A 22,930-nucleotide genomic window follows, 5' to 3' on the forward strand; every position below is an offset into this window, starting at 1 on the left:
GGAGACGAGCATGCTGTTGATCGACGGAGTGGGACTGGGTGTCAACTGGCAGCGCTTCCTGTCGGAAACGCTGAATCCGGTCGTCGCACCGCCGCCCCCGCCGCCTCCGCCGCCGAAAAAGGACGATCCGGCCGCCGGGCCCGCGAGCCCGAGCGTCGCCCCGCCGATTCCCGTCACCGCATCGCTGGCCACCGATCCGTCGAAGCCGACCAACGCCGAGATCCAGTCCGCGACGTCGCTGATCCAGAACATGGCCGCGCAATATACGGCGCCGCCGCCCGACATCACCGTCGAGAACGACAAGACGCGCGCGGTGCAGAAAGCGATCCAGGACGCGCAGACGAACTACGACAACGCATCGCAGACGCTGCAGGGCGCGCAGAACGTGCTGCACCTGGTCAACCGCGATCCCGAGTCGACGGCCGACGACCGCAAGACCGCGCAGGCCGACTACGCGAAGGCGCGCACGGCGGCCGACACCGCGCAGCGCGAGCTGAACGTGACCACCGACGCCGGCTACATGATCCTGTACGGCGAACAGGCGAACGCCGACATGCCGGCCGGGATGAAGATCGACGATTCCGGCAAGGTGACGGACGCCGGCGACGCGCAGCACGCGGCCGACCAGCAGTTCAAGACGCTGCTGGCCGCCTTCCCCGATCATGCGAACGATCCGAACTGGGTACCGCAGCCGGGCGACTGCAAGAATCCGCTGCAGATCCGGCTCTACGACGACTGGCAGACCGCCAGCGCGAAGGCGGCCGTGGGCGCGTCGAAATACTTCGCGGACGTCGCGAATTCCAACCTCGCGTATACGCAGTTCCAGTCGTACCTCGCCGATCCGGACTACAAGGCCGCGCTCGATGCGGGCGTCGGGCGGCTGAACGATGCGCTGCAGCCGCTGGAACTGCAGGTCACGATGCCCGATGCCCCCGCTTCGCAGGATGCCGCGCAGCAGGCGGTCACGTCCGCCGCGAAGGATGCGAACTACGCGAACGCCGCGTACGGCGCGGCCAACGACAGCCTGGCGCTCACGAACGCGCAGCAGCGCTACGATTCGGCCAGCGGCAAGGAAGGACCGACGGTGGTCGTCGCGAATGCGGTGTCGGACGCGAAGACCGCGCTCGCCCGCGCGCAGACGGCCGCGAACACGAGCGGCGGTTATCTGCAGATGCTGTCCGCGCAGCGGCAGGTCGACGCGCTGCAGGCCGACTATACGAAGAAGCTGGACGCATCCAACGCGTGGCACAAGGACAATCCGCACGCGATGATCAAGGATCCGCAGGTCGATATGGACCTCGGCGATGCGTATGCGAAGCTCGATCAGGCGAAGCAGCAGGCAAGCATCGCGCACGACGGTTTCGTCGTCGCGTACGGTGCGACGCTCGCGCAGCAGTACGACGATCAGGCATCGCAGATCAAGGCGCAGGTGAACGCGCAATCGATATTCACGAAGCCGAGGCTTCAACCGCCGCTGCTGACGCCGTCGCTGTCGACCGCGAACGGCCTGCCGGGGCTGCCCGCATCGTCGTTGTCGACGGCGACGTCGGCCGCTCCCGCCGGCACGCCAACGCTGCCGAGCGCATCGCCGCTGGCCCCGCCGACGTTGCCCGGGTCCAACGGCGCAGCGTCGCTGCCCGCGTCGCCGCTGCTCGACAGCCCGTTCCTGCTGCCGCAGTCGTCGGGCCCGTCCGCCGCGCAGGCCGGCCCGACGATGCTCGACGTGAAGCGCATGCAGACCGTCGCGGGCGCGATCCGCGCGGCCGACGGCCGCATGTCGGATTCGGTCAACGAGCGCGCGACCCAGCTCGCGCTGTCGCAGGCGCGCATCCAGCAGACGCAGGCGAAGAGCACGCTCGCGTCGGTGCAGAAGCAGTACGACGACTGGGCAGCCGCGAATCCGCCGCCGATGCGTTTTCGCACCGTCGCGGGCGACGACATGATCCCGGCGCCGTCGATGCCGCGGCCCAACCTGTACCAGGACCCGCTCGACAAGGCGAAGGCGGCCGTCACGCAGGCCGACAATGCGGTGCAACGTCTGCAACTGCTGAGCGAGACGTCGCATCAGCAGGTGTTGATGGATCAATTCGACGCGGGACTCGACGAGCGGCTGCGCTATGCGGCGCCCGACTCTGACGCCGGCAACGACTACAAGAAGGCGCTGCACGACTTCTACGAGGCGCACCGCGGCGAGCTGTCGAACTCGCTGCTCGACGCGGCGAGCGCGAGCACGCAGAACGGCGATACGATCGCGTTCGGCAAGCTGACCGACAACGAGCAGCGCAACCTGATCGGCGTCGCGCTCGGCATGCAGCCCGACGTGCCGAACACGGCATCGTCGAGCGATGGCTCGGATCCCGTATCGCCGACGAAAGACGACGTCGCGCGCTACACCGACAAGGACAAGCTGTCGACGATCAACAGCGTGCGCGACAAGCTGCTGTCGATCGGCGGCGGCGCGACGACGCAGGTCAACGTGCTGCCGATGGTCTACGCCGCCAAGGATGCCGGCATGACCACCAGCGCGCTGTTCAAGGTCAGCGGCAAGGACGGCACGCAGTACGTCGACGAGACGGCGAGCACCTACAACGACATCAACGACTACATCGACAACAACGAGCTGTCGAAGGACGGCACCGTCGACATCGCGACCGGTCACAACGCGGACGGCTCGCTGCAGCTCGTGTCGAAGGCCGCGCATCACGAAAGCGGCTTCGACAGTTTCCTGAACACGCTGACCAGCACGGGCCTGAACATCGGCATGATGGTCGGCGGGATGGCGCTCGAAGGTCTCGGCACGCTGCTCGACGGCACCGGCATCGGCGCGATCGTCGGCGTGCCGCTGAACATCCTCGGCGCGGGGATGATGTACACGGCGATCGGCGCGACGATGACGAGCGCGGGCCTCGATCTGGCCAACCGCGCCGACCACGGGCGCAGTCTCAATCCGTTTACCGACGCGGGCGCGCGGGCCGACTTCATCAACCTCGTGCCGATGGGCGCGGCGGGCGCCGCGAAGCTCGCCGGCAGCAAGCTGTTCACGCGCGCGGTCACGGCGCTCACGCGCACGCCGAAGGTCGCATCGGTGCTTACCACCGGCGCGCGCGCCACCGCGGTCGTGACGGGCGTGGGCGGCGCGGTCGAGGCGTTCGGCGAAGCGGGCTACGACTATTTCGTCAAGGGCGACACGAAGGCGGCCGGCGAGCAGCTCAAGTCCGGGATCACCAACGTCGCGCTGATGGCCGCCGGCGGCCTGAAGGAACGCGCGGTGACGTCGGTGCGCACGCACACCGGCCGGCCGGTGCCGATCCGCGGGGCCGACGGCGACACCGTCACGGTCGACAGCCAGATGCTCGGCCGGATCCTGAACAAGGGCGACGTGTCGTCGCTCGCCTACGGCCGCACCCGGGCGACGCTCGACGGGGAAGCCGTGAAGGTGTCGCCCGACGGCATGCTGATGGTCGGCGACAAGATCCTGACCTACGACAACCAACCGATCCGCGTGCTCGACAAGACGTCCAGCAAGCAGATGCCGCCCGGCAAATCGGTGGTGCTCGGCGAGGACGGCACGCTGTCCGTCGTGTCGGCCTCGCCGAAGGAATGGACCAACGGCACGCGCATCGACGACGTGACGGGAACCGGCGAGCGCCTGTCGTTCGGCCCGGACGGCGAGATGACCACGACGCCGAACGTCGTCCCGAAGACGCGGCTCGAACTGCTCGATCACACCCTTGCGCAGACGAGCGAAGCGATCCGGCAGGCAAGCGGCGCCGACACGCAGGCGCCGCGCAGCCTCGCGCAGACGGCCGCCGAAAGCGAAACGGCCAGCACGGCGAACAACGCCCGCAGCACGCAGCGCGCGAGCCAGGAACGCGCGCGCATCGATCAGCAGCACGACGAAACCGAACTGGACCGCACGTCGGCCGCGCGCAACGACCGGCGCAGCGAGGACGCGCAGGCGTTGCGCACGCGGCCCGCCGACCTCGAGGAACCCGCCGGCGGCGGCACGCGAACGAAGACGGATGGCTCGCCGCCGCGCGTCAACGTGAAAATCGTCGACCTGACGGACGAAGCGCCGGCCGCCCGGGCGGCCGCGCGCGATCCGGCCGGCGTCGCGGTCCCGCGCGGGCCGAGCGCCGAACCGCTAGAGGTCGGCGACCGCACCGTCTATGTCGTGCGCGACCGTACCGCGCAGGACGCGCCTGGCGCACGGCCGTCCGCGTTGCGCCCGCAGGATCTCGACGAGCCGGTGATCGTCGTCGCGGGCGAACATGACGCGGCACTGGCGCCCGAACTCGCGAACCGCTGGCAGAAGCCCGTCTACGCCGCCGCACCCGACGCGTTCGGCGCCGACGGCCAGCTGCGCGCCGACGCACGCGTGCTGCGTTTCGATCCCGCGCCGGAAACCCCGGCAGCCGAAACCGGCTTGCCGGGCGCGGCCGCGGCCGACGAAACGCCACCGGCATCGCCCCGCCCGGCTGCCGGCGACGACACGGTGATCGTGCTGGCCGGCAAGCGCGGCCCGAACGAACCGGCGATGCCCCGTACGGCCGCGCCGCCCGAGCCGGTCAAGGCGCTCGACGGCGTGTTCAGCGCGCCGAACCGCGTGCTCGTGCTCGTCAGGCCGGAACGCCCCGGTGCGCCCGAGCGGAACGCGGAGCGGGAAACGGCCGCGGCCGACCGCGGCACGCGCGCGATCGACGACGCGGGCGACCCGACCGCTCCCGCACCGACCGGCGGCGAACGTCGCGCCGCGGCGAACGACGACATCGGCCTCGCCGCCGCGCACCCCGAAACGACCGAGACCGCCCCGCCCGACCCCGGCGCATCGAAGCCGGGCTGGGTCACGCGGATGCAGATGCGCTTCGGCGGCGCGGCGCTGCCCGAAGCCGCACAGGCGCTCGCGATGCAGTCGGGCACGCTCGCCACCCAACTGCGCATGCTGCAGGACGCCGGCTGGCGCGTGACGCTCGGCAAGCGCGGCGGCGGCAGCCGCATCGACCCGCGCAAGCGCCGCGTGACGATCGATGGCGCGCTCCAGCATCCGGGCAGCATCACATATACGCTCGCGCACGAAGCGCGCCATGCGGTCGAGGCGATGGCCGGTGTGCTGAATCTCGACTACGGCAACCGCAGCCGCTTCACGCGCAAGGCGCTCGAAGCCGAGGCGCGCGCGCAGATCAACGCGTTCGAGGCACGCTACGAAATCAAGCTCGCGGGCGGCGGCGACATTGCCGCGCATGTGCGCCTGCCCGACGCGATCGAGCGCGAAGGCGCCGCGTGGCGCGCGCCGTCGCACGACTACGCGGGCACGGTCGGACGCCTCGTCGACGCATTCGCGGATGCGCCCGTATCGGGCCGCGACGGCGAGACCTACCGCGACTTCTACGACGACGTATGGTCGCGCCAGAAGCGCCGCGGCGGCATCCCGCGCCGGATGCCCGCGCCGCAAACGCACGAGACCGCCGACGCGCCGCGCGGCGTGCGCAGCTTCGACGAACGCGTCGCCTGGAGCCGCGCGCATGCCGACTATGCGTCGCCGTTCGGCGACGGGCCCGTGCCTGCCGCGGCCGACCTCCAAGCAGCGCGCAGCCGCCACTTCACGATGCTGCAGGACGAAGGCGTGCTGATGCTGCATGCCGACACGTTGCCGGACGGCACGCTGCTCGCGGATGGACAACCGGCCAGCGTGCATGAATACGCGCTCGACCAGGCGCCGTCGTTCCTGATCAAGGACGGCTATTCGATCGTGCTGTCGGCGAAGCACGGCGGCGATGCGGCTGCCGCGCAGCTCGCGAACCTGTGGCAGCGGCCGGTGTATGCGCCGCCCCCACACGCGGTCGGCGAACGCGCGGCGCTGCTCGACACCGGCGTGTTCCGCCGCTACGACCCGGCGCCCGCGGCACCGCACGATCTCGGGCCGCTGGCGGCCGACGCCGAAGGCGTGCACGTCGAGGGCAATCCGGCCGCGCGGATCGACGTCGAGCGTCACGTCGGCGAACTGCTCGGCGCCGGCGGCGAGAAAACCGTGTTCGCGCTCGGCCACGATGCCGCGCTCGCGGTTTACGACCACGGCCCGCATACGTCGGAAGCCCGCCAGATCGAAGCGGCGATCGACGAGAGCATCGCACTCGACGATCTCGCCGCGTACGACCTGAAGACCGTGACGATGCACGGTCCGTTCTCCGCGCTGAACCGCGTCGCCGTGCTGTACCGGCCGCTGGGCGTGTTCCACAGCTACGGCTTCGAGACGGGCGCGCTGCCGCGCGTGGTGTCGCGCGCGGCGCTCGAGCATATCCGGCAGATTCGCGAAGTCGTCGAACGCACGGGCATCGGCTTCGACCTGCAAGGCCTCTTCACGCGCGGCGGCGATTTCCTGCTGAGCGACCCCGGCCCGATCGGCACGGGCGCGGGCGAGCACTTCACCGCGCTGCAGCGGCTCGCGGTAATCGAGCGCGCGCTGACGCAAGGCCTCGAGCGCGGCAACATCGAACTCGCGCATCCGCGGCTCGCCGAAACGCCGCCGCCCGATGCGTTCGTGCAAAAACCGTCGGTCATCACGCGCGTGCGGATGCGCTTCGGCGGCGCCCCGCTGCCGAAGGAAGCGTACCGGCTGATCGACGCGTCGAGCCTGCTGTCTCAGCAGCTTCGGCTCGGCACCGACGCCGGCTGGAAAGTCGTGCGCGGCAAGCCCGGCGGCGGCAGCAAGATCGATACGCGGCGGCGCCGCGTCACGATCGACGGCGGCCTGCGGTCGACCGGATCGATGGTCTACGTGCTCGCGCACGAAGCCCGCCACGCGCTCGAGGCCGCGACCGGCACGCTCGGGCTCGACTACGGCTCGACGCAGGGTTACGTGCGTAGCGCGCTGCTCGCCGAGGCGCGCGCGCAGGTCAACGCGTTCGCGGTGCGCGACGAGATCCGGGCGAATCTCGGCATCGACATCGGCCGCCACGTCGCGCTGCCCGAGGCGATCGCCAACGAATACGGCCGCGCGCGGCCCGGCGACGCCGCCTCGCTCGCGCGCCTCGCCGACGCGTTCGAGCACAGCCCGACGTCGCTCGACGGCGGCGTGACCTACGGCGAGCTGTATCGGCGCCACGCGCAGGCCGCGCGGCGTACCGGGGTCACGATGCCGGCGCCGCGCGACACGGCCGCCACGCTCGCCGAGGAAACGGCATGGTCGCGCGCCCGTCCGGTGAAGGCGTCGCCGTTCGACGGCAAGCCGGTAGCCGGCGTCGACGCACTGACGCTCGACCGCTCGGGCCCGCTGTCCTACGACCGCGACGGCCGCATCGTGATCGTGCATGGCGTCACCGACGCGCAAGGCCGCCTCGTCGATCCGGACGGCCGGCCATACACGCCGGTCGAGGTCACGCTCGCGCACCGCTCGGTGCTCGGCCTGCCCGGCTCGTCGGTGATCCTCTCGGCACGCAACGGCCGCGACGCCGCCGCGTGGCTCGCGAACGTCTGGCAGCGCCCCGTCTACGCCCCGCCGACGATCGCGGTCGGGCTCGGTGCCGAGGCACGGCTCGGCCATACGAACGCGTGGCTGCGTTACGATCCGGCGCCGCACCTGCGCCCGGACCTCGGCGCGCTCGAGGTGGACGGCAACGGCGTCCACGTCAGCGGCGATCCGGCCGCCCGCGTGCCGGTCGAGCGCTTCACCGGCGCGGCAACCGGCGCCGGCATCGAGAAGACCGTGTTCGAGCTCGGCCGCCGCAATGCGATCGGCCTCTACCTGGGCACCGACAATCGCGCGATCCTCGGTCACATCGAATCGATCCGCCTCGAACAGGAAGGCCTCGCGGCGCTGCGCGCGCACGGGCTGCGCACGCTCACGGTCGGCGGCCCGTTCGCGGCCTTCGATCGCGTGGCCGTGATGTACGCGCCGTTCGCGTCGCTGAGCAGCCACGACGTGATGGCCGGCGTGCTGCCGGCGCGCGTCACCCGCGACGCATTCGCGCAGCTCGACCGTGCGCGCGACATCACCACGCGGCACCGCCTGTACTACGACTTCGAAGGCGTGTTCGACGCGCACGGCGACTTCTACCTGAGCGACCCGTCGACGGTCATGACCGATGCGCCGAAGCTGAACGTCGAAGGCATCGTCCGCGAGATCGGCGCGCTGCGCGTGACGCTCGAAGACGGCATCGCGCGCGGCGCGATCGAGCTCGCGCATCCGGGCATCGCCGAACACCTGCCGCCCGACGCATTCGTGCAGAAGCCGTCCGTCATCACGCGCATCCGCATGCGTTTCGGCGGCGCGCCGCTGCCGAAGGCCGCTCATGCGCTGATCGACCGCTCGAGCCTGTTGCGCCAGCAGGTCGCGCTGGCCGGCGAGGCCGGCTGGCAAATCGTGGTGGGCCGGCCCGGGCGCGGCAGCCGGATCGATACCGCGAAGCAGCGGATCGTGCTCGACGGGCAGTTCCACGGCACCGGCACGCTCGTCTATACGCTCGCCCACGAAGCGCAGCACGCGGTCGAGACGATCACGCGCCGCCTCGCGCTCGATCGCTCGTCGCCGGAGGCGCTGACCGACAGTGCGCTGATGGCCGAAGCGCGCGCGCAGGCGAACGCGTTCGCGGTGCGCCGCGAAATCCTCGACGACGGCGGCATCGACATCGCCCGGGACGCCCGCCTGCCCGACGCGATCGCACGGGAAGCCGACCACGTGATGCCCGGTGACGAAGCCGGGCTGCGCCGGCTCGCGGCCGCCTTCGGCGATGCCGCGCCGTCCGTGCCGGGCCACATGAACTATCGCGCGTACTACGCGAACCAGGCCGACGCGATGCATGCGCGCGGCGTGCCGCGCGAGATGCCGGCGCCGGCACCGCAGCCGGCGTCGAACGTGCCGGCCGCCGCCGCGACGGCGGACGCCGCGAGCCGCCGGCATGCGCTCGATCACCTCGCGTCGCACGGCAAGCGCGACCTGGTCCGCATCGACGGTTCGCAGCTCGCGTCGCTCCAGCAGATGAAGGAGGCGTTCGGCACGAATGCGCACGTGCTGATCGCCGAGCATGAACCGCGGCCGGACGCGTCCGTCGAGGCGCGCCATGCGCAGCCGAAGTTCGTCGCGAGCATGCGCACCGACGGCAACGGTACGTTCGTCGACAAGGCGTCCGCCGATCCGGCCGCGCCGATCCCGGACGCGGTCTATCGCGCGCTGAAGGACAACGGTGGCGCGCAACGGGCGGACGTCGATTTCTACGTGTCGCCCGTGTCGCTCGCGCAATTGCGCGAGTACGGCGGCGCCGCGCGGATCACCGCGCGCAGCGACGGCCGCACCTGGGAAGCCGAACAGGCGGCGGCGACGCCCGACGCGAGCGTCGTCACGACGCTGAAATCGCTCGCCGACGCGCCGCGTTTTCGCCGGCCGAAGCAGGCGGCGAAGGCGGCCGGCGACGGCGCGACCCTTTACGCGATCGACAAGGAAACCGGCAAGGTGCTCGGCTACGCGACGCGCAACGCCGCGCACGACTGGACCTATCACGAGTCGACCTCGCTCGGCGACGCGACGATCGCACCGCGCGATCTCGGCGCCGCGTTCCGCCGGCGCGCGCGCAATCTGTCCGGCAGCCGGCGCGGCGTGCGATTCGTCGTGACGGACGTCGCGCACGACACGGTCAAGCGCTACGGCGGCTTCGCGCCGGCCGCGATGCGCAAGGCGCTCGGCGACGAGAAGCCGCCGATGCAGAAACTCGGCACGCGTGTGCAGCGCGGCCTCGCGAAGGCCGATCCCGGCGTGCGCCGCAAGATCGCCGAGATCGACGGCGCCGACAGTCCGTTGCTGCCGCCGAAGCTCGTCCCGGACAGCGAACAGCTCGCGATCGACTTCAGCGGCGCGAACACGCTGCATCTGATGCGCGCGCTGGAGCTGAAGGCCATCCGCGGCGATCACTACGTGTACGTGTACGAGACCGATCATCCGGTCGCCGAATCGCTGCACGCGCGCCGCGGCATCATCGCGATCCGCGACGGCAACGCGCGCTGGTACGACGACGCCGAGCAATTGCGCGACCGGCCGGACGCGGGCCGCCCGCTCGACGAGATGCCGCTCGGGCGCGGCCCGTTCGGCGCGAACCAGCACTTCCTGCTGTCGACGCTCGCGCCCGATGCGTTCGATCCGCGCGCGACCGCCACGCAGAAAGCCGCGCTTGCGCAACGGCTCACGCAGTTGCTCGACGAGAAATCGAATTTCGATGCGCTGCCGGCGAAGTTCGACCTCGCGACGCGCTGGATCCGCACGCAGATCGCCAGCCAGATCGATCGCGTGAAAGCGGCGCAGGCCGACCTCGCCGCCGCCCAGCAGGCCGCGCAGCCGGCGGGCGGCGGCACGACCCGCCCCGCCGGCCGGGTGCGCAACGCGCTGCGCGGCAAGGGCGGCCGGCGCAGCCGCCGCGCCGCGAATGCGTCGAATGCGTCGAACGTGCCGGCCGCGCCGAAGCCGCCGAAAACGCCGGCCGCCAAGCCGCTGACGCTGCGGCCATACCAGCCGAGCCTGGGTTCGAGCACGGTCGCGGAATGGGTGATGCGCTACGGCGCCGCCAAGGTGGCCGACTGGTTCCCGACGGTCGACCGCGTGAAGGCGGTCGCCGCACGCCGGAACCAGCCCGATGCCGGCGGCCTCGCGCTGACCGACGAACCGCAGACGATCCTGGCCGACGCACCGATGCTGAAAGCGCTCGGCATCCCCCTTGGTCTCGCGCGCGAGGTGTCGAGCATGCCGTCGCGCGGGCCGGTCGCCGATCCACGCGGCGATCACAACCGGTTCGTGAAGTGGATGCAGGCGTACGCCACGCGCCACAGCGCGGCACGCATGATCGACAAGCGCGCGATCCAGGCGTTCGTGCGCGCGCCGGCCGAGATCCAGGACCGCGTCGCACCGATGGCGCGTGCGTTCAACCTGCGCGACGATCCGGCGCTCGCGGTGCGCTACATCGACCAATATGGCGGCGCGATGCCGGTGGTGTCGATTCCGGTCGATCCGCACACGCTCGCGGCCGCGCGCGGCGGCAAGCACGACCCGGCGTTCATCCGGCGCGCCCGCCAGTTCGGGTCCCCGATCGGCGCGCGCTACAACGAGGCCGACGCGACGATCACGCGCGAGGCGCCGGACGGCACCACGCGCACGCTCGAGCTCGACGACATCGCGCATCTGCACCAATGGCTCACCGCGGCGTCGCGCTACGGTTTCCAGCTTCGTCTCGAAGCGGCGGCCGGCCGCCCGCTCGTGTCCGCGGACGACCGCCGCACGATCGCCGGCACCAACGACAGCTACGCCGAATACACGCGGCTCATGACGTCGTTCGAGCGCTGGTCGCACGATCACCCCGGCGCACCCGCGCCGAACGTGATGCTGAGCTTTCACGGGTGGGACGCCGTGCTCGAACCGGTGCCGGGCGCCGGCCACGTCGAGCTGCTCGATGCGCTGCTCGACCGCAAGGCGATCGACTGGCTGCACGTCGGGCTGTCGTACGGCACGCACGGGACCGACTTCATCGCGAACCAGGACCTGACGCGGGCGCTGGCGGAACGGATCGTCGACTATTACCAGACCGACCGTCACGGCAAGTTCGCCCGGCTGCACGGCGCCGACGCGCTCACGCGCGTCTTCGAACCGGTGAGCCCCGAGGCGTTCGCGAACCAGCAGCAGGTGCTGTTCGCGGAGATCGCGCGCATCGGCAAGTCGAAAGGCCTGTCCGACGACGCGCTCGCGACGCTGCGCAGCGAACTGTACGAACGCAACACGACCGCGCTCGTCAACCAGGCGCGCAAGGCGACGATCGAGCATGCGATGACGCAGTGGGCGTCGGCCGACCATCCGCCCGCCACGCGCACCGAAAAACTCGCCCGCCGCTTCGGCGAACGCTGGCTCGCGGAAACCGGCGGCCGCGCGCCGGCACGCGGCACCGTCGTGACGAGCGCCGATCCCGCCGGGCCGCTGGCCGACAGTCGCGCCTACTGGCAGTCGGTGGTCGAGCGCGAAGCGCTGAAGAACGATCCGTCGAAGCCGATCAGCGTCGGCCGGCAGATCGCGGCGAACCCGAAACAGGCCAAGATGATCGAGGAACTGCAGGCGCTCGCGCAGATCAACGCGCTGCGCGTGCACCGACCGTCGTTCCGCAAGGCGGAGCTGTGGAAGTCGATCGGCTTCAGCTCGCTCGTCACCGGGGCGGGCGCGCTCGTGATCGCCGATACGCTCGGTGCGACGCACGTGCTGCGGCACGACATGCTGAGCAGCGCGACGTCGTCGTTCCTGCTGGGCTCGCGTCTCGGCCGCGTGTTCCAGGTCATGCACCAGGGCGCGGTGCGCAGCCTGCAGGCCGGCGATCCGAAGGCCGCGCAGGCGGTCCTCACGCGGCTCGAAGTGACGCTGTCGCGGCAGTTGCGCTCGGGCGCGCACGATTACGGCCAGAACCGGCGCGCCCAGCTGGAGCAAATCTCGAACGAAGCGCGGACGCTGGCCGCGCAGTACGTCGAACTGAATCGCGTCGGGCTGATGAGTTTCGACGACGCGACCACCCACATCAAGGCGCTCGCCGCGGACGTGCTCGCGCAGATGCAGGGCACCGTCGGCGGCACGTCGCTGCAGCAGCTCCATACCGGCAACCCGCGCCACCTGTTCGGGATCGCGGGTCGCGCGGGCGCCGCGATCACATCGACCGCGACGCTCGCGGTCGGCATCAGCGGCGTCGTGCACGCGCACGGCGCGTTCGATCTCGCCTACGGCTCGGCCGCCATCGCGAGCGGTGCGTTAGGTGCCACGTACGCGGGGCTCGTCTATACGATCGGCGCGCACCGCGTGAATGCCGACAAGCGCAGCCGCATCGTGCGCTTCACCGATTCGGCGAGCGACTTCATGGCCGTCGCGTACGGCGGTCTCGGCACCGGCGTGCAGTGGAGCGGCGGCCATTACGATCTCGCCATCGCGACCGGCGTGTCCACCGCGCTGCTGCTCGGCGGGCGTCTGAACACGCATTTCCCGAACGCGACGCCGCTGATCAAGAAGATCCCCACGGCCGTCGTGCTGATTCCGGTCGGCGCGTTCGCGTACAAGCTGATCGAAGGTCTGTGGACGACGTTCTTCGGCTCGGGGTCCGGCGCGTCGAATCAGCCGAATCAGTCGAATTCGTCGCAATCGCATCTCGCGCCCGGCGCGTCGCCGAGCGCTTCGGCCCATCCTTCGGCCAGCGCCGCGCCGGGCGCTTCGGCGACTGCGTCGCCCGGTACCTCGCCTGCCGCGCCGGCTTCGCCGTCGGCCAGCGCCACGCCGTCGACCGCGCAACCGTCCGGGCCGCCGCAGCCCTATATCGTCGTGGCCGGCGATTCGCTGTGGGTGATCGCCGACCGGCATCGCCAGTCGCTGCTCGACGCCGCGCACGTGTCGCGCGCCGACCAGCAGGAGATGCCGCGCGGCAAGCAGGATATGCTCGCACTCAACGAGATCCTGCAGCTCAATCCGTCGGTTTCACGCGATCCGAACCAGTTGTCGGTCGGCACGCCGCTGATCGTGGGCTGATATCGGCGCGCCGTCCGCGGGGCGCCGATATCACGCCGCATCACGCCGCCCGCTGATGTTCCAGCCACGCCTGGAACATCAGCACCGTCCACAACGGGTGCTGCCAGTTCATCCGGCCGGTCTGGTGCTGCCGCCACAGCCGCTCGACCGCGGTCGCGTCGAAGAAGCCTTCTTCGCGTAGCCGCGACGGGCGCAGCAGCGCCTCGGCCCAGTCGCGCAGCGCGCCGCGCAGCCAGTGATCGACGGGCGCACAAAAGCCCTGCTTGGGCCGGTCGATCAGCGCGGACGGCACGTACCGGTCGAGCAGCCGGCGCAGCAGCGCCTTCGACTGCCCTTCCGGCAAGCGCACGGACGCCGGCACGCGCCACGCGAATTCGACGACGTGATGATCGAGGAACGGCATGCGCGTCTCGAGGCTCACGGCCATCGCCGCGCGATCGACTTTCGCGAGAATGTCGGTCGGCAGGTAGGTGAGCGTGTCGATCGCCATCGCCTGCTCGGCGAAGCTCAGGTGCGCGGGCCACGCCGACACCGTGTCGAGCGGCGTCGGCGGCTCCTGCCCCGACAGCGCGATGCGCTCGGGATGATGCACCGACGACATCAGCAGCCGGTACAGCCCGATGCGGCTCTCGGCCGTCATCACGTGGCCGAGCTTGTGCAGGCGATCGCCGATGCGCGTCGCCGTGTCGCGCGCCTCCACGCCGCCCCACGCGCCCTGCGCGACGGCCGCGAGCTGGTCCGCGTGATCGGGCCGCAGCGCATGCAGCGCGGCCGCGATCCGCGCCCGCACGGCCGCCGGCACGCGGTGCAGCTTGCGCCACAGGCGCGGCGTCAGGAAGTAACGCGTATAGCCGCCGAACAGCTCGTCGCCGCCGTCGCCGGACAGGCTCACCTTCACGTGCCGGCGCGTCAGTTCCGACACGAGGAAGGTCGGGATCTGCGACGCATCGGCGAACGGCTCGTCGTAGATCGACGGCAGCTTCGGGACGACGCCGAGCGCATGGTCGGCCGTCACGTAGAGTTCGGTATGGCGTGTGCCGAGGTGGCGCGCGACGGCCTTCGCGTAACCGGCTTCGTCGTAGCCGGCCTCGTGGAAGCCGATCGTAAACGTGTCGACCGGCGTCGACGATTGCGCCTGCATCAGCGCGACGATCGTCGACGAATCGATGCCGCCCGACAGGAACGCGCCGAGCGGCACGTCCGCTTCCATCTGCCGCGCGACGGCCCGGCGCAGGATCGCGTCGAGCTGGTCGACGGCTTCGTCGGCATTGCCCTCGAACGGCTGCGCACGGCCCGCCTCGATCGTCTGCTCGAGCGTCCAGTACGCCCGCACGCGCGGCGTGTCGCGCGCATGCTCGAACTGGATGTAGGTGCCGGGCGGCAGCTTGTGGATGCCGCGATAGATCGTGTAAGGCGCAGGCACGCTCGACTGACGCAGGTACAGGCACAGCGCGTCGCGATCGATCGCGCCGTCGAAACCCGGATAACCGCGCAGCGCCTTCAGCTCGGACGCGAACACCAGCGCGTCGCCGATCCGGCCGTAGTAGAGCGGCTTCTCGCCGATCCGGTCGCGTGCGAGCGTCAGCACGCGCGACGCGCGATTCCACAGCGCGAACGCGAACATGCCGGTCGCGCGGCGCAACGTTGCCTCGATACCCCACGCGACGATCGCCGCGATCAGCACCTCGCTGTCGGAGTGGCCGCGCCACGCCGGTGCGCGACCCGCGCGCTCGAGCTCCGCGCGCAGTTCGCGATGGTTGTAGATTTCGCCGTTGAAGACCATGACGTAGCGGCCGCACGCGGATGCCATCGGCTGCCGGCCATGCACCGACAGGTCGAGGATCGCAAGTCGCCGGTGGCCGAGCGCGATGCCGGCTTCCGGGTCGACCCAGATCCCCTGCCCGTCCGGCCCGCGATGCGCGAGGCTCGTCGTCATTCGCGCGAGCGTGCCGCGCGCTGTCTCCTCATCGAAGGCGACGCTATTCAGAAAGCCGTCGATTCCGCACATTTGATTTGTCTGCCCCTGTTGACCTGTTCCGTCATGTACCGCGCAAACTCGCGGCCGCCGTCGGGCGTGACGGTCGGGCCATATTACGAAGAAATAAATCAGCAATAATTCACTGGTGAACGCAGACGAAATCCGGAAAAAAACCCGCGTCAAGCCCCGGGGGCGGATCGCCCCGCCAAGGGGCCATATCGAACGGGAACGGACGGCCGATGCGCGACGTGCGCGGGAAATAAGGGCGGCATGCACAAACGCTCGCCGCCACCGCGCCACGCCGCGTCACCCCCCGCCGGTCGCCCATTTCAGCAACTGCGCGACCTCGCGGAAATGCTGCGGCTGAATCGTGCCGTTCTCGGGCGTCGTCTCGTACAGCGCCTGGGCGAGCCCGACGTTCGCGAGCGTCGGGCGCAACGCGTCGCGGGCGAGCCGCACGATCCGCTCGGCCGCGTCGCCCTCGCCGCGCGCGAGCACCCACGGCAGCGTGCCGATCCCGCCGTAATAGAGCGCCACCGCGACGCGCGGCGAATACACGACCACCGACGCGTAGCCGATACGGTCGGGCAGCGACGCGAACTGCGCTTCGCGCGCGAGCTGCCGGCGCTTCGCCTCGATGTGCGGATCGCCTTCGTCCTCCTTGTGCTCGCGCCGCACTTCGTCGATCGACATCTTCATCTTCTGGTTGAACTCGTGCCGCTGGTGCACGATGTCGATCAGCGCCATCACGATGTAGATCAGCGCGGCCCAGCCGAACAGCAGCATCAGCAGCTTCACGATCAGCGCGAGGATCGAGACCGGCCGCGTGAAACCCGACTGCACCGCCGGGTCGAGCGACTCGACGATCAGCCAGCCGAGCGTCGCGACCAGCAGCGCCGTCTTCAGCAGCATCTTCGCGAGATTGACGAGGTTGCGCAGCGACCACAGGTTCTTCATGCCCTCGGCCGGATTGAGCCGCGACAGCTGCGGCACGAGACGGCTCCACGCCATCACGCCGCCCACCTGCACGAAGCCCGCGAGCAGCCCGGCCAGCAACCCGGCCGCGACGATCTGCGCGGACAGCGTCGCCCAGTCGCGCGCGGCGCCGTCGATCAGCACCGCGAGCCGCGCGGCCGGGTCCGCCGCGCCCACCGCGTCGAACACGAGCCGGAACAGCGCCTGCAGCCGCGCGAACAGCGAACCGATGCCCACCGCGAGCGCGACGCACACGCCGACGAAGAACGCCGACGAAACCGTCTCCGCGCTCTTCGGCACGTCGCCTTTCTCGCGCGCCTCGCGCAGGCGCTTCGCGGTCGGCTTCTGGTCCTTTTCGGCCATGTCGGCGCCGCCGCGCTCAGCCGCCGCCGTGCGCGGCGAACAGCGCGCGCAGCAGCGCCATCAGCCCGCTGTCGGGGCTCAGCAGCGAATGCAGCGACGCGTACACCACCGGCAGGAACAGCATCATCATCAGCAGGGCCAGCGCGCTCTTCAGCGGCTGCGAGAACACGAAGATGTTCAGCTGCGGCACCGCGCGCCCGACGAGGCCGATGCCGAGCTCGACAAGGACCAGCACGATCGTCACCGGCGCCGCGAGCTTCACCATCCATTCGAAGATCGTGTCGGTCTGCCGCACGATGAAGGTCTGCAGCATCGACGAGAAATCGGGGCCGAGCGAACCGATCGGCCACCACGCATACGACTGCGCGAACAGCTGCACCAGCACCTGCAGGCCGCCCGCCGTGACGAACAGCGTGATCGCGACGAAATTCAGGAATCCCGACGTCGGGCCGCCCTCGTGCCCGCCCATCGGATCGAAGAACGCGGCGCTGCCGCTGCCGGTCTGGAAGTCGATCAGGTAACCGACGCCCTGGATCGCGAACAGCACCGCGCTGAACGCACCCGCGAGCAGCATGCCGACCACCGCCTCCTTCGCGACGAGCAGGCACCACATCAGGAACGGCAGCGCGGCCACCTGCGCGGAATCGATCGCGGGCGCGACGAATGCGGCGATCACGACGGCGATCCCGTTGCGCACGAGGCCCGTGATGATCTGCTCGTTGAACACCGGCACGACGAACATGACCGGCAACAGGCGCGGCATCACGTAGAGCAGCGGCCGCAGCGTGCCCGCGACGTCGTTGAAACCCGCGGCCTGATCTAGCATCGGCGCTCCGCGGCCGCGGGCGGCGCGGCATCGTCGGCCGCGGCCTCGCCAGCCGGGTCGGACATCTCCGCATCGAACGCGGCGGCCACTTCAGGCGGCGTGGCCCCATGACCGGCCGTATCGCCCGCCCCGGCCACCCATGCGCCGGCCGTCGAGAAACGCCGCACCGCGTAACCGTCCGCGACTTCGTCGGCGTCGCGCTCGATCCGGGCGGCGCGCGCCTGCAGCGCCTTCTCGCCGGCCTTCTCGAGCTTGTCCTCGGCGGCCTTCGCCTTGCGCGCGGCGCGCTGCAGGTCGGCGAGCGTCGCCTCGTGGCCGCGATGCAGGTGCGCGGCCTGGTTCACCGATGCGTTCGCGGTGCCGATGTGGCGGTCGAACGTGCGTGTATCGGCCGCGGCCTCCTGCAGCGCGCGCGCCTCGCGCAGATCGTCGGCGAGCCGCACCTGGATCGCGGCCTTCGCGGCAACCTGTTGCGCAAGCTGCGCTTGCGCGGCATCGAGCGCGCGACGGCTCTGCGCGGCGACGCCCTGCTGGCGCGCGGCCGCGACGCGGGCGATCTGGCTGCGCATCTCGCGCACGCGCTTCAGGCGCGCGAGCGTCGCGAGCACGAGGCGGTCGTCGGCTTCAGACATGATCGTTCGCCAGCTTCATCAGCTTCGCGAGCTGCGCATCGAAACGCACGTCCTCGTTCGACGCCTGCGCGCAGAACGCGCCGATCGCGTCGCGCGCGCGCAGCGCGAGATCGCCGAGCCGGTCGCTGCCTTCGCGATACTCGCCGATCTGCACGAGCAGCTCGATCTCCTGGTACTTCGCGATCAGCTCGCGCACGCGCGCGGCCGCCTGCTGGTGCGCGCGGCTCGCGACGAGCGGCATCACGCGCGACAGGCTCGCGAGCACGTCGATCGCCGGATAGCGGTTCGCGAGCGCGATCTTGCGCGACAGCACGATATGGCCGTCGAGGATCGAGCGCACCTCCTCGGCGATCGGGTCCGATTCCTCGTCCCCTTCGACGAGCACCGTATAGAGCGCGGTGATCGACCCGTGCGCACCCTGCCCCGCACGCTCGAGCAGGCGCGGCAGCACCGCGAACGTCGACGGCGGGAAGCTGCGCCGCGTCGGCGGCTCGCCGCTCGCGAGGCCGACCTCGCGTTGCGCGCGGGCAAAACGCGTCAGCGAATCGACCAGCAGCAGCACGCGCTTGCCCGCGTCGCGGAAGTGCTCGGCGATCGCGGTCGCGACCAGCGCGGATTTCACGCGCTCCATCGCGGGGCGATCGGAGGTCGATACGACGACGATCGACCGTGCGCGCACCTCCGGCGACAGGCTGTGCTCGATGAATTCGCGCACCTCGCGACCGCGTTCGCCGACGAGCGCGATCACGTTCACATCGGCCTGCGCGCCGCGCGCGATCATCCCGAGCAGCGTGCTCTTGCCGACGCCGGACGGCGCGAAGATGCCCACGCGCTGCCCGACGCCGAGCGTCATCAGGCCGTCGATCACGCGCACGCCGGTCGGAAACGGCGTGTCGATCATCTTGCGCGCGAGCGGATTCGGCGGGTCCTGCTGCGTCGACACCCACGCGGCGCCCGTCACGGGCCCGCGATCGTCGAGCGGCCGGCCGAGCCCGTCGAGCACCCGGCCGAACAGCCCGTCCCCCACCGGAAACACATGCTCGCGCCCGGACGGCACGACGGTCGTCTCCGGCGACAGCCCCGCCACGTCGCCGAGCGGCGTGAGCAACGTCGTCTGCCGCGAGAAACCGACCACCTCCGCGAGCAGCGTCGGCTGGTTCGGCGTGCGCAGCTCGCAGATCTCGCCGAGCCGCGCGCGGATGCCCGTCGCGTTCAGGATCTGCCCGACCGCGTGATTGACGCGACCCTGCACCGATACCGGCGAGAAGAACGCGAGCCCCGCGTCGAGTTCGCCGACGAGGCGGCCGCGATCGAACGGCGCGCCGTCGTCGTCACCGCCGAACGGTTGCGGATCGTCGAGCGGCGCGTTCATCGCGCGGCGCCCTTCAGCGCATCGCGGCGGATCGCCTGGCGCAGCGCGTCGATCTGCAGGTCGAGACTCGCGTCGATGCGCCCGGACGGCGTCTCGACCGTGCACGCGTGGCGCTCGAGCCGCGCGTCCTCGACGATGCGGATCTTCTGCCGGTTCGACTGTCCGGCGAACGCGCCGTCGAGCGCGTCGCGCATCTCGTCCTGGCGGCCGGGCGCGACATGCACGACCAGAAACGCCTCGTCGCGCACGAGCGGCGCGATCCGCGCGAGCGCGGCCTCGTACAGCTTCTGCGTGCTCATCTCGCCGACGATCGCGCGCACGGCTTTCACGACGATATCGGCCATCGCATCCTTCATCATCTCCATCGTGCGCGTGGCGGCAAGCGCCTGCGCGTAGGCCTGCGCGGCCTGCTCGCGCTGCGCGCGGCGCATCCCTTCGTCGTAGCCGGCCGCCTGGCGCTTGTCGAATTCGCGCTGCGCGTCGGCGACGATGCGCGCGGCCTCTTCATGCGCGGTCGCGATCACCGCGGACGCATCGAGCAGCGCCGCGTACTCGCGCTCCTTGAGCACCTTGCGCTCCGACAGCAGCTGCAGGTTGTCGCTCGTGATCAGAAAAGCCAGTCCCATGACGCAAGCCTCTCGGGAATCAGAAACAGGAACATCAGTTCGCCGAACTGGTCGCGCTGGGCGCGGTTCAGCCAGTAAGGCGCCTCGTCGTCGATCGCGCGGTTGAATTTCAGGCGCACGCGCCGCGCGACCGCCTCGCCGGACGCGCCGATGAAATCCGCGAGCAGCCGGCCGCCGCGCGCGCGGATCACGACCGGCAACGCGGCGGGATCGGCACGCCACGGTTCGAGCGTTTCCGCCAGCGCGCCGAATTCCGGCGCGCGTTCGAGCACGAGGTCCAGCGCGTCGCCGCCGAGCCGCGCCGCGACTTCCGCGCGGATGCGGCGCCCGGCCAGCGCGTCGCGCAGCCACGCGCGATGCAGCAGCAGCCCCGCATACGCGGCCAGTTGCTCGAGCGCCGCGCCCGGCAGCAGCGCGAGCCGCGCGCACGGGTTCGCGACGTCGAAGTCGTGCCGGCCGGCCACGTCGTTCGCCGCGAGCAGGTGCCGCGCGAGCAGCTTGCGGCCGGCCGCGCCGAACGCGTCCGGCGAGCGGTAGCGCGCGGGCCAGTCGGCCGGCACGCGCGTCACGTGCAGGTAGCGGTCGGGCCGCAGGTTGAAATCGCAGACGAGCGCATGAAACGCCGCGCGGCGCGGCGCGGGCGGTGCCGCGAGCGGCTGCAGCCACGGCGGCGGCGCGGCGTCGGCCGGGTTGAGCCCGTCGCCCGGCGGCGGCGCGTGCGGATCGCTCATGCGCCGTCGCGCGCCCCGTCCGCCGCGCGCAGGCCGCCGCCCGACTGCGACGCGCCGCCGGCACCGTTCGCCCCGCGCGGCGCACCGAGCAGGCCCGCGAGCCGCGCGCCGAACATCCCGCGCCGCGCGGCCGACAGCGCAATGACCGCGCAGGTCAGCAGGATCAGCGCGAACACGAGCCAGCCGAGCGGCGAACGCAGCCGCAGGACGTCCGACACCGCGCTGCCGATCCCGTCCACGCGTGTCGCGCGCGCGGCGGCCGGCTGCAGGAACAGCGACACGTTGTCGTACTGCAGCCCTTCGATGCTGTGCGCGACGAGATCCTTGACCATCGGCGCCATCGCGCGCAGGTCGACGCCGGGCCGGTAGCGGATGTAGACGGCCGCCGACGACGGCTTGATCTTGTCCGCCAACGGATCGTTCTCGGGAATCACGACCTGCACGCGCGCGACCACGACGCCCTCGATGTCCTGCAGCGTGCGCGACAGATCCTGCGACACGCCGTACAGGTAGCGCACGCGCTCCTCAGCGGGCGTCGACACGAGGCCCTGCTTCTGGAACAGCTCGCCGAGGCTCGCATAGCTCGGCTTCGGCAGCCCGTTCGCCTGCAGCACCGTGAGTGCCGACTGCATGTCGCCGTCCGCGACGCTCACGAGCCACGCGTTGCGGTCCGACGTGTCGCGCGCGTCGTTGTCCTTCGACGCGCTGATGCCCGCGTCGCCGAGCACGGCGACCATCTGGTTCGCGTCGCGCTCCGACAGGCCCGAGTACAGCTCCTTCTGGCACCCGGCCAACAGCACGAGCAGCCCCGCGAGCAGCGCGCGCGCCGCCCGGCTGCGCCACGCATGCAGGCGCGGCGTCGAATCGATCGTCGTCATCGTTTGTCCGCTTCAGGGCGCGCGAGACCGGATCCGGCCCACGCGCGCCATCACTCCTGCGTCTTCAGCACCGTGTGCGTGAAGCCGTTCGCCGCCTGCGCGACCGACAGGCTCAACTGGTATTCCGAAATCGTGGTGGTCGCCGTCCACTGGAAGTCCATCGCCTTCACCATCGTCATCAGCGGGTCGCTGCGGCTGTCCGCCATCGACGTCAGCATCTCGCTGCGATGCTTGTCGATGTTCGCGTACCGCGAATCGAGATCGTTGCCGTAGGTGCGCAACCGCTCGACGAGCGACGACTGGTTCGCCTGCGCGGGCGTCATCTGCACGGCCGGCGCCGCATCCGCCGGCGCGCGCGACATCGCGACGCCCGACGCGGACGGCGGGGCCGCCGCCGATGCCCCCGGCTGCATCAGCGCATCGAACTGGCGCACCTGCGCCGGATCGGACGCCGCACCCGTTTGCTGCTGCGCGGCGCTCGCGAGCGCGGCCGCGCCCGGCGGCGCCGCGCCTACGCCTGTCACTGACATGTTCATGCCCTCCTCGAGTGGCCGACGCCGGACCGGATCGGTCGGGCCAGCCCGGAACAAACCGGCCGGCACGCACGCATCCGCCGCCGGACGCCCTGCTCGGGCAGACCCAGCGCGCGGCCACGCGCGGCACGGCCGGCGACCGGCGTCATGCGCGGCCGGCCGAGCTCAGGTGCTGCGCAACCTGGGCGTTCGCCGTCCCCTCTTGCGCGGTCACTGCGTTGCTGGTTTCGAACGTCGCCGTCGACTGCTGGACCTGGAAGTTGATCTTCGTCAGTTCGAGCTGCGTCTTGGTCAGGTCGTCGGCCTGCTGCTGGACCTGGTTCGTGTTGGTTGCACCACCTGCTGCCTGCGTACCCATGTTGTGCTCCTTTAAGTGAAGTTCATCCACCTTCCGGCGGCGGCCCCATGCCCCGCCGGCGACGTGAGCCGCCGCACCGCTGCGACGCCTCGCGTAATGCGCGCACCGCGCGCCGCGCGATGCGCATGACCTGTCG

The 22,930-nt window shown here is 70.9% G+C and carries 11 protein-coding genes; 1 reads left to right on the plus strand and 10 read right to left on the minus strand.

Annotation, left to right across the window (positions count from 1 at the left end; all coding sequences use genetic code 11):
* Positions 1–10 precede the first annotated feature (10 nt).
* Positions 11–13,522 (plus strand): LWXIA domain-containing protein, encoded by a 13,512-nt coding sequence (locus tag AC1VVG_RS29870; protein WP_482837103.1) that lies wholly within the window; start codon positions 11–13, stop codon positions 13,520–13,522.
* Positions 13,523–13,562: 40 nt separating this feature from the next.
* Here AC1VVG_RS29870 and asnB read toward each other — a convergent pair whose 3' ends face one another.
* The 10 genes from asnB to AC1VVG_RS29920 all read right to left on the minus strand — a co-directional run bounded on the left by asnB (position 13,563) and on the right by AC1VVG_RS29920 (position 22,794).
* Complete coding sequence (asnB, locus tag AC1VVG_RS29875) at positions 13,563–15,530, minus strand: asparagine synthase (glutamine-hydrolyzing) (RefSeq protein WP_034189407.1); 1,968 nt, start codon at positions 15,528–15,530, stop codon at positions 13,563–13,565.
* Positions 15,531–15,806: 276 nt separating this feature from the next.
* Positions 15,807–16,838, minus strand: a complete 1,032-nt coding sequence (locus AC1VVG_RS29880) for an EscU/YscU/HrcU family type III secretion system export apparatus switch protein (protein WP_034189406.1) — start codon at positions 16,836–16,838, stop codon at positions 15,807–15,809.
* A gap of 16 nt (positions 16,839–16,854) precedes the next feature.
* A complete protein-coding gene (gene sctT / locus AC1VVG_RS29885) occupies positions 16,855–17,664 on the minus strand; it encodes a type III secretion system export apparatus subunit SctT (RefSeq protein ID WP_034189405.1) in 810 nt (269 codons plus the stop codon).
* Positions 17,658–18,296, minus strand: a complete 639-nt coding sequence (locus tag AC1VVG_RS29890) for a hypothetical protein (protein ID WP_482837105.1) — start codon at positions 18,294–18,296, stop codon at positions 17,658–17,660. The genes sctT and AC1VVG_RS29890 overlap by 7 nt, the downstream gene beginning before the upstream one ends.
* On the minus strand, positions 18,289–19,668 hold the full coding sequence (gene sctN, locus AC1VVG_RS29895) for a type III secretion system ATPase SctN (protein WP_034189403.1): 1,380 nt from the start codon (positions 19,666–19,668) through the stop codon (positions 18,289–18,291). The genes AC1VVG_RS29890 and sctN overlap by 8 nt, the downstream gene beginning before the upstream one ends.
* Positions 19,665–20,294: a type III secretion system stator protein SctL gene (gene sctL / locus AC1VVG_RS29900; protein ID WP_482837107.1), complete on the minus strand. Its 630-nt coding sequence runs from the start codon at positions 20,292–20,294 to the stop codon at positions 19,665–19,667. Before sctL ends, sctN begins: the two co-directional genes overlap by 4 nt.
* Positions 20,276–21,025 (minus strand): SctK family type III secretion system sorting platform protein, encoded by a 750-nt coding sequence (locus AC1VVG_RS29905; protein WP_482837108.1) that lies wholly within the window; start codon positions 21,023–21,025, stop codon positions 20,276–20,278. The genes sctL and AC1VVG_RS29905 overlap by 19 nt, the downstream gene beginning before the upstream one ends.
* Complete coding sequence (gene sctJ / locus AC1VVG_RS29910) at positions 21,022–21,903, minus strand: type III secretion system inner membrane ring lipoprotein SctJ (RefSeq protein ID WP_482837110.1); 882 nt, start codon at positions 21,901–21,903, stop codon at positions 21,022–21,024. Before sctJ ends, AC1VVG_RS29905 begins: the two co-directional genes overlap by 4 nt.
* A 50-nt stretch (positions 21,904–21,953) precedes the next feature.
* The gene (locus AC1VVG_RS29915) at positions 21,954–22,433 is read right to left on the minus strand and encodes a hypothetical protein (RefSeq protein ID WP_034189520.1); all 480 of its coding nucleotides are present in this window, start codon (positions 22,431–22,433) and stop codon (positions 21,954–21,956) included.
* Between the two features lie 148 nt (positions 22,434–22,581).
* Positions 22,582–22,794: a hypothetical protein gene (locus tag AC1VVG_RS29920; protein ID WP_034180511.1), complete on the minus strand. Its 213-nt coding sequence runs from the start codon at positions 22,792–22,794 to the stop codon at positions 22,582–22,584.
* Between the last annotated feature and the right edge of the window lie 136 nt (positions 22,795–22,930).

This window comes from Burkholderia sp. L-4 (assembly GCF_056856535.1).